The following is a 14,700-nucleotide window of genomic DNA, read 5'->3' as shown; positions in this document are numbered from 1 at the left end:
CCGCCCTCCGCGCCACCAGTCGCGACGACACTCCGCGAAAACACCCCCGCGACAACACCCCGCGACAACACAGACGAACCTTCCGGTACGAACCCTCCCAGCGCCCCGAGGAGCACCACATGGCCCTGTCCGTCCCCGCACGCCCAGCGCTTCTGCGCGCTCGCGTGGCCGTCTACGGACTGTTCCTGCTGTCCGGCATGGCCATCGGCACGTGGACGAGCCGGATCCCCTCCATCAAGGCGGACCTGCGGCTGAGCGACGGCGCGCTCAGCCTGGGACTGCTCGGCATCGCGGCCGGCGCCATCACCGGCATGCAGGTCGTCGGCCGGTTGGTGGACCGCTACGGCAGCTACCGGACCATGCTGCCGGTGGCCATCGCCCTGGGCCTCGTCCTCGTGGTTCCCGCCTACATGCCGAACCTGCCGGCGCTCGCGCTCTCCCTGTTCGCGTTCGGCGCGGTCAACGGCACGCTCGACGTCGCGATGAACGCCAACGCCGTGGTGGTCGAGCGGACGTCCGGGAAATCGATGATGTCGTCCTTCCATGCGGTGTTCAGCGTCGGAGGGTTCGCGGGGGCGTCCGCCGGCGGCGTGTTCGCCCACGCGGGGATGAGCCCCGGCGTCACCTTCGCGGCGATGGGCGCGGCGATCCTGCTCATCGCCCTGCTGAGCGCCCGCTGGGCGATGCGCGACGACCCGGCGCGGGAGGCGGCGCAGGCGGGCTCCCCCGAAGCCGGACCCGGCCGCCGGCGCGTCGGCGGCACTGTGCTGCTCCTCGGCGTCCTCGCGTTCTGCTGCATGATCGGCGAAGGCGCCGCGGCCGACTGGAGCTCGGTCTACCTGCGTGACAACCTCGGCTCCTCCCCCGGCTTCGCCGCGGCCGCGTACGCCGCGTTCTCGATCATGATGACGGCCGGCCGGTTCGCCGGGGACCGCCTCGCCGCCTGGCTGGGGCCGGTCACGCTGGTGCGCTGCTGCGGAATTCTCGCCGGGGTCGGTCTCGCGGCCGGGATCGTCGCCGGCGATCCGGTCGCCGGGGTCGTCGGATTCGGCCTGTTCGGCGCGGGCCTGTCGTGCATCATCCCGCAGGTGTTCTCGGCCGCCGGGCACCGTGACCCGGCTCAGTCGGGCCGCGCGCTCGCCGCCGTGGCGAGCCTCGGCTACACCGGCTTCCTCGCCGGTCCCGTTCTCATCGGCGGCCTGGCCGAGGCCGTCACCCTTCCGCACGCGCTGCTGGTGCCCGCCGTGCTCGCGTTGTTCGTGGCCCTCACCGCTCCGGCGATGCGCTCGCCCCGTCCCGAACCCGCGACCGATCGCCACGCCGAGCCCGCCCGCGACTGAGGTGTGCGCGGCGCATAGGCCGAGGGTTGGACCGGGCGGGGCCGGGCAGTGGTGGGGCGTGGCCGTCACCAACGATTCCGAGGAGCCGGTCCCCGCGTACCGGCGGCTCGCGGCGATGCTCCGCGAGCAGATAGTCCACGGCCGGATCGAGCCCGATCGCCCCCTGCCGTCCGAGGAGCGCCTCGTGCGTGAGCACGGGTTCGCCCCCGAGGACGTACGCCGCGCGATCGAGGTGCTCAGCGGCGAGGGCCTCGTCTACACGATCGAGGGACAGGGGGCGTACGTGTCCACCCGGGCCGAGGAGACGGGCGGCGGCTGAGCGGTCAGCCGGCCGTCCCGTCCCCACCGGTACGGCGGCTATCCGGCCTGCGCGGACGAGCGGGGCTCGCGCCACATGGGGTACATGACCGGGCCGTCGGGCAGCCGGAGCAGCTCGGGCATGTCGACGTAGCCGTGGCGGAGATAGAGCCGGCGGCTCGCCTCGCTGCTCGCCTCCAGGTAGGCCGGGATCCCTTCGGCGTCGAGCCTGCGGTGATGCTCCTCCAACAGGAGGCTGCCGAGGCCGCGGCCGGTCCTCCCCCGCTCCAAGGCGATGAACGCCAGATAGTGGTGCGGCTCCCGGGGGTGGAGCTTGTCCGTCAGCTCCCCGAACAAGCGGTAGCGTTCTGCGTTGTCTCCGGCGAAGGACGTGATCGCCTCCTGCTCCCCGGGGACCTCGGGGAACGGCGCGGCGAACCAGACCGCCACCCCGGCCAGCTCGCCCGACTCGTGGATGCCGTACACGTCGCCGTGCTCAAGCGCGTGCCCGGCCCACATGGTGAAGAACCGCCGCTGCATCGGCAGCCGGTCCTCCGCCCGCGGGATCAGCCATCTGGTGATCTCGTCGGTGTGGAAGGTCTCGGCGATGAGTCCGCCGGCCGCGTCGGCGTCCGTCATCCGGGTGATCTCTGCTGTCACTTGACGCCTCCGCCGACGGCCTGGGCGCCGAGGCCGATGTTCGCGTACACCTCGGGCCGGATCGACTTCAGCACGCGGCCCCAGAGGAGGCCGAAGACGATCGCGACGACGAAGATGCCGGGCAGGATCCAGCGGAGGACCGAGTCGGGCTCGACTCCGAGGACCGTGTCGAAGTTGATCAGGGTGAGAGCGATGATCACGCAGAGCGCCAGGATCGCCAGGGCCGGCGCTATGCGGGTGCGCCAGGTCGTCTCCCCCCGCGGATCACGGGCGAAGAACACGATCACCGAGATCGAGGTGACGGTGAGCAGGGTCAGCAGGCCGAGACCGCCGAACGTGCCGAAGATGAAGAACATCTTGGTGACCGGGTCGAGGCCGGAGACCGCGTAAACGACGATCACGATCAGCCCGAGCACCGTCTGCAGCAGGGACCCGGCGATCGGAGCGGCGGTGCGGGCCGAGGTGCGGCCGAAGATCGAGGGCAGGACGTTCTCCCGGCCCAGGGCGAAGATGTAGCGGGCCGTGGTGTTGTGGAAGGCGATCATGCAGGCGATGCTGCTGGTCACGAACAGCACCGAGCCGATCGTCGAGACGGCGGTGCCCAGGTGGAGTGCGGCCTGGTTGAAGATGAGCTCGGTTCCCTGCTGCGCGGCGACCGTGACGATCCTGTCCGGCCCGGTCGGCACCGTCTGCGCCCAGGCGGAGAAGGAGTACAGCACGGCGATGATCGCGATGCCCAGGTAGGTGGCGATGGGCACGGTCCTGTGGCGGTCCTTGGACTCCTCGGCGAAGACCACCGACGACTCGATGCCGGCGAACCCGGCGACGACGGTGGCGAGCGCGGCGCCCACGCCGGGCACGAACAGCGCGCCGGGGGTGAAGCCCTCGAAGCTGATACCTTCCGGGGCGGCGTGGGTCACGTCGCCGAGGTCGAACAGCAGCACGATGGCGATCTCACTGACCAGCAGGATGGACAGGATCTTTCCGTTGACGTCCACCCGTAGCAGGCCGAGCACGCCGGTCAGCGCCCAGGCCACGAGCGCGATCACCCACCACGGGGGCGAGCCGCCGAACCAGTCGACGAGCAGCGGCTCGGCCGCCGAGCCGATGATTCCGTAGAGGCCGAGCTGCAGCGCGTTGTACGCGAGCAGCGCCACCCAGGCGGTCGCGACTCCCTGGGTCCGGCCGAGCCCCTGGGCGGCATAGGCATAAAAGGCGCCCGCGTTCACCACGTGCCTGGCCATCGTCACGTATCCGACGGCGAATAGCGCGAAAATGGCGCCCAGCATCAGGAATGCGAACGGGACGCCGATGACGCCCGTCACCGTGTACGCCGTCGGGACCGAACCCGCGACGACCATGAGCGGCGCCGCCGCGGAGATGACGAAGAACACGATGGACGGCACGCCGAGCCGGTCCTCGGCCAGTGCGGCGGTGACGGCACTGGGCCGTTGCTGTGTGAGGGACACCTGGAACTCCGTGTGAGGGGGGTTGGAGGTCACCGGCGGCTGATGACGGCCTGGCCGACGGCGACCTTGGTCTGGGCGATGAGTCTCCGCAGGGGCATGGGAAGCATGGCGGTCGCGGCGGCCACGAACCGGGGATCGTGCTCGGACAGGACCCGCTGGGCGCAGCCGGCCGCGACCAGGAGCCCCAGGAGGACGCAGTCCCGCTCCACCGGTGGCCTGCGCCGCTGGATGGCGAGATTCAGGCGGGCGAGCGGCCACGCGGCCGTGTTCATGTCCGCAGGGGCCGGGGGCTGCTGCTTCAGCAGGTGCCTGACCGGCGGCTTGAGCAGCTTCGCGGCGATCATCCTGGCGGTGACGTCGGCGTAGATCGTCCGGGCGAAGAAGAGGAGCCACGTGCCGATCGGGTGGTGCGGTTCGGCGATGACGTGCCCGAGAACCGCACGGGTGAGCGGATCGCCGGCGATCTCTCCGTTCGTCGCGTAGAGGCGTTCCGGGTTCGCCCCGAAGTCGAGCGCCACGCGCTCGGCGAGCATCAGTTCACCGAGGACCCCGCCGGCCAGCGCCAGCCCCGTGAGCCGGGAATGCAGCAACGGATGACCCGTCACATTGTCGTGCAGGACAAAGTACAGGTCATCGACAAGGGACGGGCTCGAAAGATCGCTTTCAGCCACGGTCGGCGATGATATAGGCGAAATGTTCAATCTGTCATCGCGCAAATTCCGGCCGAGCGACCTGTGCGCGGAATACGAGAATTGTGCCAACCGGAACGCACTTTTCGGCTAATGCGATTACGGCCCGTCTCATATCTCGTCACAACGGGCGACGGAAATCAGGCAGCCGCGGCGAATGCCGGCGATCGGGCCGGGAGGCCGGAGGCGGTGCACCATCCGTGATGAGCCCGCCGGGCCTCTCATCGCAGCAGGGCGTTGGCCAGGACGGTGAGCAGGATCGACGCGACGATCGAGATGATGATCATCAGGAGGCAGCCCGCCGCTCCCCCGAGTGGCCGAATCTTGATATTTCCGGGCATGGCATCCTCCCCCATGGCTGCTCCATATGCGCCTACCCCCGCCCCTCCTACCGAAGCGAGCCCGGTTTGTCCGTTTTACGGCCGGGCATCGTCGGCCTATGACCACCCAGGACGACAGGGGCGCGGCGGCCCTGGCCCGCGCCCACGGGCTCTTCAACATCGCGGGCGGCCTGTGGCCGCTGCTGCACATGCCCAGCTTCGAGAAGGTGTTCGGCGCGAAGACCGACCGCTGGCTGGAGCGCACCGTCGCCGGGCTGCTCGTGGGGATCGGATGGACGCAGATCCGGGCCGCTTCCACTCCCGGCGGCGCCGACCACGCGCGCCGTCTCGGCATGGCCACGGCGGCGACGCTGCTCGCCGTCGACCTGGTCTACGTGCCCACGGGCCGCATCCGGCCCACCTATCTCCTCGACGCGGCGGCCGAGGCGATGTGGCTGCGCGCCTGGCGGGCCCGGACCGTACGGCCGGAGCCTCCGGCCACCCGCGCCGGCTCGGTGTTCGCCGCGGCGGCGGCGCTGGCCGCCGGATGCGTCACGGGCGGCGTGCTGGCCGGACGGATGCTGCGGCGGCGGCGACGGGCGGAGCCGGACGAGTCCGAGCTCACCCGGGCCCGGTACATCCGCCATCCCGCGGCGCGGTGAGCGCAGGTTACGGACCACGACGACGGGTAGAGCGAACGGCAGTTCGACAATGGAGGAGTCATGGACCGAGGACCTGTGGAGAAGGACCCCGAGGAGTGGGCGACCGGGGACGAGCCGATGACCGCGCCGCAGGAGTCCTACCTGCGCACGCTGGCCAGGGAGGCCGGGCGGGAGGTGCCGGAGGGGCTCAGCAAGGCCGAGGCCTCCAAGCTGATCGACGAGCTGCAGGACCAGAGCCGCCGCCTCAACGAGAACGGATGAAGAAAGCCCAGGGCCGCCCGGGGAAGACCCCGGGCGGCCCTGTGACGTCGACCCGTGGCATCGGCCCGTGGCATCGGCCGGCGCCGTCATCCGGGCAGCGTCTCACCGCCGATCGGGGCGAGGACCTCACCCGTGTAGTACGACGACAGCCGGTTGGCGGCGAAGAACACGTACGAGGGAGCGATCTCGTCCGGGTCGGCCGGCCGGCCCATCGGGACCTGCTGGCCGAACTTCTCCACCTTCTCCTCCGGGAACGTGGACGGGATGAGCGGCGTCCAGACCGGGCCGGGGGCCACGGCGTTGATCCTGATCCCCCGATCGACCAGCACCTGGGCCATGGAGTAGGTGAACGCGTTGATCGCGCCCTTGGTCGCGGAGTAGTCGATCAGGGTCTTGTTGCCGCGCAGCCCGTTGATCGACGAGGTGTTGACGATCGAGCCGCCCTCGGGCATGTGCCGCAGCGCGGCCTTGGTCACCCAGAAGTAGCTGTGGATGTTCACCGCGAAGGTGCGCTCCCACTGCTCGTTCGACAGCTCTTCCAACGACTGCACCGGGGACTGCGTGGCCACGTTGTTCACGAGCACGTCGATCCCGCCGAGTTCGCGGACCGTGCGTTCCACGACCTCCTCGCAGTGGCGAGGATCGGCGAGGTCACCCGGGATGATCACGCAGCGGCGGCCCTCCTGCTCCACCAGCTTCCTGGTGTGCTCGGCGTCCTCGTGCTCGGTGAGGTACGCGATCGCGACGTCCGCCCCCTCCTTGGCGAACGCCACGGCGACGGCCCGACCGATGCCGGAGTCGCCGCCGGTGACGAGGGCCCGCTTGCCCGCCAGCAGATCGCGTCCGGTGTAGTCGCGCATCTCGTCCCTGGGCTCGGGCGTCATCTCGCCCGTCCGGCCGGGGTACGGCTGCGTCTGCGGTGGCGGTGTGGAGTTCGACTGGTCAGACATGCACGTCGGGTACCCCTGCCCGTCCAGGGCAAACGGTCAGCGCGCCGCGCGGCGGCGATCGCCCGACGGATACACACTGTTACCTATCCATCACGCTTTAACGTCCGGAGATGGGACATCGGGTATGACGTTGCCATGACACCCCGGTCGCGGATCGCTCCGCTCGACGTGGTCTGGAGAACGTGCGACGCCGTGCCCGAGTGCCTCGGCGTCGCCCACGAGCCGTACGGCAGATGCCTGGCGCACCTCACTCCGGCCGAGGCGGCCGAGTTCCTGCGGGGCCTGACGCCCGGCCAGCCCCTCGATCTGCGTGGCACCCTCCTGCCGGAGGACCTGCTCGCGCGGGTCCTCGACGGCGTGGAGCGCCGCGTGGGCAGGGCGAGGTTCGACCGCGCGGTCTTCACCGGCCCGGCCCGCTTCGGCGAGGTCGTCTTCGCCGGTGACGCGACCTTCGACCACACGAGGTTCGACCGCCTCGCCTCGTTCTACGGCGCCCGGTTCCTCCGCAACGTCTCCTTCCGCGAGGCCCGGTTCCTTCGCGAGTTCTCCCTGCACGACGCGCGGGTGTGCGGCCACGCGACGTTCGACCACGTCACGGTGCGCGGCGACGCCCTGTTCGGCGCGGCGCGGTTCGGCGCCCCGCCGCCCGGGGTGACAGGGAACGCCTCCTCCCAGAAAGTGCCGTCCCAGAAGGCGTCGTTTCAAAAAGCGTCGTTCCAGAAGGCACAGTTCCACGGATTCGCCGCGTTCGACGCGGCCGTCTTCCACGGGGACGCCTGCTTCCGCGGCGCCCGGTTCCACCGGGCCGTCTCCTTCCGCGGCTCGGACTGCGGGGCGAGCGCCGAGTTCCAGGGCGCACGCTTCGAGGGAGCGGCCTACCTCGGCCCGATGCGGATCGTGCGGCGCCTGTCGCTCGCGGGCGTACGGGCCTGCGCGCCGCTGCACATCGACACCGGCGGGTGCCGTGTGGTGCTTCGCGCGGCGGCCGTCCTCGGACGGCTCGCCGCACGGCTGTCCGACGCCGAGATCGACCTGCGGGACGCGACGCTCGCCGGGCTGTCCGCCGTCACCCGCCGCTCCGGGCGGCTGCGCGTGACCTCGCTCGACGGCCTCGACGCGGACGCGCTCACGCTGACCGGGGCGGACCTGCGGGGATGCGGGCTCGACGGGCTGCGCCGTCCCGAGGGTCTGCGGCTGCGGGAGTGCGTGTTCGCCGCGCCCCCGGGCGGGCTCGGGCTGCGCCTGGGATGGCCGCCCGTACGGTGGTGGAGCCGCCGGCGGGTCATCGCCGACGAGCACCTGTGGCGGGGATGGGCGGCGCAGGGCGCCGACGAGCACGCCGCCGGTCCGGCCGGCGAGCGAGCGCTCGACCCGGCGCGCCTGGCGGTTCTGTACGAGCGGCTGCGGCCGGGCGTCGACGACACCCGCGTGGCGGCCGACTTCGCGTTCGGCGCCATGGAGATGCGGCGGCTCGGCAGCCCGCGCGGCCGGATCAGGCTGCTGCTGTCGCTGTACTGGCTCGCCTGCGGGTACGGCCTGCGCGCGGGGCGGGCCCTCGGATGGCTCGCGCTGGTGGCGGCCGTCGCCGCGGGCGCGGTGTGCTGGGCCGCCGGGGCGCGCCCGGAGGGCAAGCCCGCCGTCCACCGTCCCCGGGTCGCGGTCGTACGGCCCGCGGCGTCGGCCTCCCGCCCGGCGCAGGGACTCGGGGGCTGATGAACACGGGATGCGGCGGGTGGTGCCGGAGAAGCCGCGGTCGATGTGATCCGGCCCTGGGGGACGCCGAGGACCAGGAGCTGCTCGGTCCGAGACCCTCGTCAGGTGCGGGGCAGGCCGGTAGCTCGGGCGATGAGGGCGTCGAAGGCCCGGTCGGGCAGCAGCCAGCGGATGAAGATGAGGGGCTTGGCGCCAAACCCGGCGGTGTAGCGGGTCTTGGGGCGGCGGGCGGTGACGGCGTTGGCGATGGCATCGGCGATGGCGCGGGGTGGGGAGTTGCGGCGCGCGTTGGCGGGCGAGGACAGTGACGTGGCGACGGCGGCGGCCTGGGTGGCGTAGGAGCCGGAGCCGGAGGCGTCCTTGAGCTTGTCGGCGGCGATGCCGCCCCATTCGGTGGCGATGCCGCCGGGTTCGACGACCACGACGTCGATGCCGAACGGCTTGACCTCCAGGCGCAGGCAGTCGCTGAGGGCTTCCAGGGCGAACTTGGTGCCGTGGTACCAGCCGCCCAGCGGGGTGTAGATCTTGCCGCCCATGGAGGTGACGTTCACGATCGTCCCCGACCGCTGGGCGCGCATGTGCGGCAGGACCAGGCGGATCAGCTCAGCGGCCCCGAACACGTTCACCTCGAACTGGGCGCGCGCTTCGTTCATCGCGACGTCCTCGATCGCCCCGTAGGAGCCGTAGCCGGCGTTGTTGACCAGTACGTCGATCCGCCCAGTCTCGCCGATGATCTTTTTCACGCCGGCGCGCAGGGATTCGGTGTCGGTGACGTCCATCTCCAGGGGGCGTACGCCGCGGTCGGCGAGCGCCTTCAGCCGGTCGACGCGGCGGGCGGCGCCGTAGACGGTGTAGCCGAGATCGTGCAGCTTCACGGCGGTGGCCTCGCCGATCCCCGAGGACGCCCCGGTCACCAGCGCGGTCCTGTCTGTCACGGTGTTGGTGGTCATGGTCGCGCCCTCCAGTAAGGTGAATGGTGCTTCACCGTCTATAGTGAAGCATAGTTCACCCTTGTGCCAAGTCGCTCCCCGGAGTACTCCATGACCTCTCCACGACCGCCGCGCGCCGACGCCATCCGCAACCGCGCCAGGATCATGGCCGCGGCCCACGAACAGATCACCGCGCACGGGCCGACTGTGTCGATGGAGCAGATCGCCGCCCAGGCCGGCGTCGCGGTCGGCACCCTGTACAAGCACTTCCCGACCAAGACCGACCTGGTCGCCGCCGTCGTCGCCGCCTCGATCGCTGCGGTCGCCGACGATGCCGAGACGGCCCTGCGGCGGGCCGGTGAAGGCTCCTCCGCCCTGGAAGAGATCACCGGCTTCCTCACGCGCGTGGTGGACGCCGCCGCCCACGATCACGCTGTCAAAGCCGCCGCCCGCGCCCTGAACGCCGCCGACCCGGCCGCTCGGCAGGATGAAGCCCGCGCTACCCGTGCCCTCGACCAGCTCATCCGCACCGCACAGACACAAGGAGAGCTACGCGACGACCTCACCGTCGACGACCTGTACCTGCTGTTCGCCACCGCCCCCACCGACCAGTCCCCGGCTGTCCGCGCCCGCTGGCTCACCCTTCTGCTCACCGGCCTGACCAGCCGCTGACCGAGCGGCAACGGGCAGGGCGAACGACGTCTGAAGAGCTTCGTGCTCGGCTCTCACGCACGTACGCAGTGATCGGGCCAGGTCACGTACTTGGCCGTGTGCCCCCGCCCGACCTGTCGCAGCCCCCTCGAACCCGCCCGGTCACCGAACACCACGGGAGTGAGCCCTTGGTTCGTACCGCGGAAGGAGAGGGTCGTGATCCCGCGGGCCGGCAGGGCCGAGGCCTGCGACGTCGTCTCCGCCGAAGCCGCGGCGGCGGCGACGAGAACGGCCAGAATGGCGACGGCGGACAAAGCGGCCAGAGCGGGAGATCTCGTCTTCATGCTCCGAACGTGACGATCACAACGTGCGGGCCGATCGGAACCGCCTGCGCCGCACCCGACGCAGGAGCATCGAAGACTTCGATGCTGAGAACCACAAGCGTTCACGATTGTTACGGCCGTTACCTCCTGTCGCCAGCATAAGCTCAATCGTTCGCAAAACAGGAGGTTCCATGGCAAAGCGCCTATATGTGGCCATAGTCGGCGCGCTGGTCGTGTCGGCGCTCGCCGGCGGCTGCGGGCGTTCGTCGTCGGGGGCCGCCGCGGGCGAGAACGCGGCGGCGACGACGGGCAAGACCGCGAAGGACCTGGTTCCCGAGGACGTGCGCAAGGCGGGCACGCTGCGGGTCGCCACGTCGGAGGGCTACCCGCCGATGGAGATGTACAAGAAGGGCACCCAGGAGCTCACCGGTGTCGACCCCGACCTCGGCGCCGCCATCGCGGCCAAGCTCCGGCTGAAGTTCTCGATCACCAACGCGGCCTTCGACGGGCTCATCCCCGGTCTCCAGGGCGGGCGCTGGGACATCGTGATGTCCTCGATGAGCGACACCGAGGAGCGGCGCGCGGCGGTCGACTTCATCGACTACTTCAACGCCGGCGGCGCCATCATGGTGAAGAAGGGCAACCCGGAGGGCATCAAGACCCTCGAGGACCTGTGCGGCCGCACGGTGGTGCTGGCCAAGGGCAGCTCCAACCTCGCCATCGGCGAGAAGCAGAACGAGAAGTGCGCCACGAAGATGAAGATCATGCAGAGCGAGGACGCGCCCACCGGCCTGCTCTCGATCGACTCCGGGCGCGCGGTGGCCACGATCGTGGACTACCCCGTCGCCGTCATGTACGCCAAGGACACCGGCAAGTACGACGTGCTGCCCGAGCAGTACGAGGCCGGTCCGTGGGGCATCGCCGTCGACAAGCGCAAGACGGCGCTGCGCGACGCGGTCGCCAAGGCGATGGAGGAGCTCCAGGCCGACGGCGGCTACACGTCCGTGCTGGACAAGTACGGCGTGACGGCCAACGCCGTCGACGGCGTGCTGGTCAACACCCAGCCGTGGAAGTGACCGGGGAGAAGACGGCCGGCGTCGAACTGCCGATCGAGGCCGTGCGTCCCGTACGGCCCGGCCGGTGGCTGGGGGCGGCCGTCGCCCTCCTCTTCCTCGTCTGGCTGGCCTACACGGTCATCGTCAACGAGAACCTGCACTGGGACGTCATCGTCGCCTACCTGGCCGACGGCAGGATCCTCGGTGGTCTGTGGGTCACGATCCAGCTCACCGTGCTGTCCATGGCCATCGGCCTGGCGCTTGGCGTGCTGGCCGCCGTCATGCAGCTGTCGGACAATCCCGTGCTGCGCGGCACCTCCGCTCTCTACACGTGGTTCTTCCGCGGCACGCCGCTGCTGGTGCAGCTGATCTTCTGGTTCAACATCGGGCTGGTCTTCCCCACCTTCGCGATCGGCGTGCCGTTCGGCGGCCCCAAGCTGATCGAGTGGCAGGCGAACTCGGTCATCACGCCGTTCACCGCCGCGCTGCTCGGCCTGGCCATCAACGAGGGCGCGTACATGGCGGAGATCGTCCGCGCGGGCATCCGCTCGGTCGACCCGGGCCAGCGGGAGGCGGCCGAGTCGCTCGGCATGTCGCACCGGCAGGTGCTGCGCCGCGTGGTGCTGCCGCAGGCCATGCGGGTGATCATCCCGCCGACCGGCAACCAGTTCATCTCGATGCTGAAGACCACCTCGATGGTCTCCGTGATCGCCGGGGCCGAGCTGCTGACCGTGGCGCAGCGTATCTACCTCGGCAACTTCGAGGTCATCGCGATGCTCGTGGTCGCCTCGATCTGGTACGTCGTGCTCACCACGATCGCGAGCATCGGGCAGCACTTCATCGAGAAGCGGTTCGAGCGCGGGCATGTGCGGCTGTCCTCCCGGGTGCGCCGCAACCTGTCTCCGCTGCCGTCCAAGGAGCCCCTGCCGTCCAAGGAGCCCCTGTCGTCGAAGGAGTCCCTGTCGTCGAAGGAGTCCCTGTCGTCGAAGGAGTCCTCGTGAACGCGCAGGACCAGCCGATGGTGCGGATCCGCTCCGTACGCAAGCGCTTCGGGTCGCTGGAAGTGCTCAAGGGCATCGACCTCGACGTCCCCGCCGGCGAGGTGGTGTGCGTCGTGGGCCCGTCGGGGTCGGGCAAGTCGACCCTGCTGCGCTGCGTCAACCGCCTCGAAACCATCGACTCGGGCCGGATCTGGGTGAACGGCGAGCTGATGGGCTACGCCGAGCGCGGCGGCCGGCTCCACGCGCTGCGCCCCCACGAGCTGTCCCGGCAGCGGCGCGGCATCGGCATGGTGTTCCAGCGCTTCCACCTGTTCCCGCACCGCACCGCGATCGAGAACGTGATGGAGGGGCCGGTCACCGTGCTGGGCACGTCCGCCGCCCAGGCCAGGCGCCAGGCGAAGGAGCTGCTCGATCGGGTCGGCCTGGGCGACCGGGCCCACCACTACCCGGCCCAGCTGTCCGGCGGCCAGCAGCAGCGGGTGGCCATCGCCCGCAGCCTGGCCATGCGGCCCAGCCTGATGCTGTTCGACGAACCGACCAGCGCGCTCGACCCCGAGCTCGTGCAGGAGGTGCTGGCCGTCATGCGGGACCTCGCGGCGACCGGCATGACCATGATGGTCGTCACCCACGAGATGAACTTCGCCCGTGAGGTCGGCGACCAGCTCGTGTTCATGGACGACGGCGTCATCGTCGAGCGCGGCAACCCGCGCGAGGTGCTCGCGGCGCCCCGCCACGAGCGGCTGCGCACCTTCCTCGGGCAGGTCCAGTGAGCGGGTTCGATCTGCTCATCCGGGGCGGCCTGCTGGTGGACGGCACCGGCCGCCCCGGCAGGCCCGCCGACGTCGGGGTCTCCGCCGGACGGCTGACCGTGCTGGCCCCGGGCGAGAGCCCGCGTACGGGCGCGGCCGAGGTGATCGACGCGCGCGAACGCGTGGTCGCCCCCGGATTCGTCGACGTGCACACGCACTCCGACGGCGTCACGCTGCTCGGCCCGTCCGGCGGCCGCTCCGCGCTGGTGCGGGCGTCGGTCCTGCAGGGCGTGACCACCGAGATCTGCGGCAACTGCGGGTCCAGCCTCTTCCCCGCGCTGCCGGAGCGGCTGCCCGCCATGCGCGCCGAGACGCGGATCACCTTCGGCGGCGACGTCGGCGCGTACGCCGACTTCGCGGGCTTCGCCGCCGCGCACGCCGAGGTGCCCCGGGCCAACCACCTGGCCTCGCTCGTCGGCCACGGCACGCTCCGGGCGGGCGTGCTCGGCCCCGTGGACCGGCCCGCCCGGCCCGATGAGCTGCGCACGATGTGCGCACTGCTCGACGCCTCCCTGGCGCAGGGCGCGGCCGGGCTGTCCACCGGCCTGATCTACACCCCGGGCTCGTACGCGGGCACCGACGAGGTGGTGGCGCTGGCGGCGGTGGCCGCCCGGCACGGCAAGCCGTACGTCACCCACCTGCGGGACGAGATGTCGCGCGTCGAGGAGGCGCTGGAGGAGGCGATCGAGATCTCCCGGCGCAGCGGCGCGGCGCTGCACGTCTCGCACCACAAGACCGCGGGCCGGTACGCCTGGGGCCGCACCGAGCGCACCCTGCCGCGCATCGCCGCGCTGCGCGACGAGGGCATGGACGTCACCTGTGACGTCTACCCCTACACGGCGGGCAGCACGGCCCTGGCCGCCATGCTGCCGCCCTGGGCGAACGACGGCGGCCTGGAGGCGCTCACCGGGCGGCTCGGCGATCCCGCCCAGCGCGACCGCATGCGCCGCGCCATCGCGGAGGGCGTGCCCGGCTGGGAGAACACGGTCGGCAACGGCGGCTGGGACCGGATCTCGGTCGCGTGCGCGCCCCGCCACCCGCAGGTCGAGGGCAGGACCATCGCCGACCTCGCGGCGTCGGCGGGCGCCGACCCCCTCGACGTGGCCGCCGATCTGCTGGTGGCGGAGGCCGGCGAGGTGACGATCATCAGTCACTCGATGGTCGAGGAGGACGTGCGGAGGGTGCTGGCCGCGCCGTACGCGATGATCGGCTCTGACGGCGTGCCGAAGCCGGGCGGGCGCCCGCACCCGCGGTGGGCCGGGACGTTCCCCCGGGTGCTCGGCCGGTACGTCCGGGAGCTGGGGCTGCTGCGGTTCGAGGAGGCGGTGCACAAGATGACCGGGATGGCCGCGGCGCGCTTCGGGCTGACCGGGCGCGGCGTGGTCCGCGACGGCGCGCACGCCGACCTGGTGGTCTTCGACCCCGCTACGGTGGCCGACCGGGCGACGTTCACCGAGCCGCTGCTGCCGCCCGCCGGGATCGACGCGGTCGTCGCGGGCGGTGAGGTCGTGGTGCGCGACGGCGAGGAGACCGGCGCCCTGCCGGGAAGGGTACTGGCCCTGTGAGGGGGA

16 protein-coding genes are annotated in these 14,700 nt (G+C 71.2%); 10 read left to right on the top strand and 6 right to left on the bottom strand.

The annotated features are described in order from the left end of the window. Window positions 1–119: 119 nt before the first annotated feature. Window positions 120–1,340, top strand: coding sequence for an MFS transporter (locus FLW16_RS09540; protein WP_142559635.1), 1,221 nt, complete (start codon window positions 120–122; stop codon window positions 1,338–1,340). Window positions 1,341–1,398: 58 nt separating this feature from the next. Further along, on the top strand, window positions 1,399–1,659 hold the full coding sequence (locus FLW16_RS09535; protein WP_142559634.1) for a winged helix-turn-helix domain-containing protein: 261 nt from the start codon (window positions 1,399–1,401) through the stop codon (window positions 1,657–1,659). 38 nt (window positions 1,660–1,697) lie between these two features. On the opposite strand, the gene FLW16_RS09530 is transcribed toward FLW16_RS09535, so the two are convergent. Genes FLW16_RS09530 through FLW16_RS09520 form a run of 3 tightly spaced genes read right to left on the bottom strand, consistent with a single transcriptional unit; the run spans window position 1,698 to window position 4,437 of the window. Further along, window positions 1,698–2,297, bottom strand: coding sequence for a GNAT family N-acetyltransferase (locus FLW16_RS09530; protein WP_142559633.1), 600 nt, complete (start codon window positions 2,295–2,297; stop codon window positions 1,698–1,700). Further along, a complete protein-coding gene (locus FLW16_RS09525) occupies window positions 2,294–3,766 on the bottom strand; it encodes an APC family permease (RefSeq protein WP_142559632.1) in 1,473 nt (490 codons plus the stop codon). Before FLW16_RS09525 ends, FLW16_RS09530 begins: the two co-directional genes overlap by 4 nt. A gap of 29 nt (window positions 3,767–3,795) precedes the next feature. After that, a complete protein-coding gene (locus FLW16_RS09520) occupies window positions 3,796–4,437 on the bottom strand; it encodes a GPP34 family phosphoprotein (RefSeq protein WP_185949337.1) in 642 nt (213 codons plus the stop codon). A 457-nt stretch (window positions 4,438–4,894) separates the two neighbouring features. Here FLW16_RS09520 and FLW16_RS44410 point away from each other — a divergent pair, with 457 nt between their 5' ends. Both FLW16_RS44410 and FLW16_RS09510 read left to right on the top strand, forming a co-directional pair. Then, window positions 4,895–5,437: a hypothetical protein gene (locus FLW16_RS44410; protein ID WP_221890972.1), complete on the top strand. Its 543-nt coding sequence runs from the start codon at window positions 4,895–4,897 to the stop codon at window positions 5,435–5,437. A 60-nt stretch (window positions 5,438–5,497) separates the two neighbouring features. Next, window positions 5,498–5,698 carry a DUF3072 domain-containing protein gene (locus tag FLW16_RS09510; protein ID WP_142559630.1) on the top strand — a complete coding sequence of 67 codons (201 nt, stop codon included), beginning with the start codon at window positions 5,498–5,500 and terminating at the stop codon, window positions 5,696–5,698. Between the two features lie 86 nt (window positions 5,699–5,784). Here FLW16_RS09510 and FLW16_RS09505 read toward each other — a convergent pair whose 3' ends face one another. Then, complete coding sequence (locus FLW16_RS09505; protein WP_142559629.1) at window positions 5,785–6,648, bottom strand: SDR family oxidoreductase; 864 nt, start codon at window positions 6,646–6,648, stop codon at window positions 5,785–5,787. 135 nt (window positions 6,649–6,783) lie between these two features. Here FLW16_RS09505 and FLW16_RS09500 point away from each other — a divergent pair, with 135 nt between their 5' ends. Continuing rightward, a complete protein-coding gene (locus FLW16_RS09500) occupies window positions 6,784–8,361 on the top strand; it encodes a pentapeptide repeat-containing protein (protein WP_142559628.1) in 1,578 nt (525 codons plus the stop codon). A 101-nt stretch (window positions 8,362–8,462) separates the two neighbouring features. Here FLW16_RS09500 and FLW16_RS09495 read toward each other — a convergent pair whose 3' ends face one another. Beyond that, the gene (locus FLW16_RS09495; RefSeq protein ID WP_221890971.1) at window positions 8,463–9,311 is read right to left on the bottom strand and encodes an oxidoreductase; all 849 of its coding nucleotides are present in this window, start codon (window positions 9,309–9,311) and stop codon (window positions 8,463–8,465) included. A gap of 90 nt (window positions 9,312–9,401) precedes the next feature. On the opposite strand from FLW16_RS09495, the gene FLW16_RS09490 reads away from it, so the two are divergent. Beyond that, window positions 9,402–9,962 (top strand): TetR/AcrR family transcriptional regulator, encoded by a 561-nt coding sequence (locus FLW16_RS09490; protein ID WP_142559627.1) that lies wholly within the window; start codon window positions 9,402–9,404, stop codon window positions 9,960–9,962. Between the two features lie 53 nt (window positions 9,963–10,015). Here FLW16_RS09490 and FLW16_RS09485 read toward each other — a convergent pair whose 3' ends face one another. Beyond that, window positions 10,016–10,285 (bottom strand): hypothetical protein, encoded by a 270-nt coding sequence (locus FLW16_RS09485; protein WP_142559626.1) that lies wholly within the window; start codon window positions 10,283–10,285, stop codon window positions 10,016–10,018. 170 nt (window positions 10,286–10,455) lie between these two features. Here FLW16_RS09485 and FLW16_RS09480 point away from each other — a divergent pair, with 170 nt between their 5' ends. The 4 genes from FLW16_RS09480 to FLW16_RS09465 are packed head-to-tail and all read left to right on the top strand — an operon-like array spanning window position 10,456 to window position 14,694. After that, entirely contained in the window at window positions 10,456–11,340 is an 885-nt protein-coding gene (locus FLW16_RS09480; RefSeq protein ID WP_142559625.1) for an ABC transporter substrate-binding protein, read from the top strand. Next, window positions 11,331–12,320, top strand: coding sequence for an amino acid ABC transporter permease (locus FLW16_RS09475; RefSeq protein WP_142559624.1), 990 nt, complete (start codon window positions 11,331–11,333; stop codon window positions 12,318–12,320). Before FLW16_RS09480 ends, FLW16_RS09475 begins: the two co-directional genes overlap by 10 nt. 17 nt (window positions 12,321–12,337) lie before the next feature. Next, window positions 12,338–13,090, top strand: a complete 753-nt coding sequence (locus FLW16_RS09470; RefSeq protein ID WP_142559862.1) for an amino acid ABC transporter ATP-binding protein — start codon at window positions 12,338–12,340, stop codon at window positions 13,088–13,090. Beyond that, the gene (locus tag FLW16_RS09465; RefSeq protein WP_142559623.1) at window positions 13,087–14,694 is read left to right on the top strand and encodes an amidohydrolase family protein; all 1,608 of its coding nucleotides are present in this window, start codon (window positions 13,087–13,089) and stop codon (window positions 14,692–14,694) included. Before FLW16_RS09470 ends, FLW16_RS09465 begins: the two co-directional genes overlap by 4 nt. Window positions 14,695–14,700: the final 6 nt, after the last annotated feature.

Origin of the sequence: Microbispora sp. KK1-11, assembly GCF_006874435.1 — a bacterium.
Lineage (GTDB): Bacteria > Actinomycetota > Actinomycetes > Streptosporangiales > Streptosporangiaceae > Microbispora > Microbispora catharanthi.
This window is presented reverse-complemented; position numbering and strand designations above follow the sequence as displayed.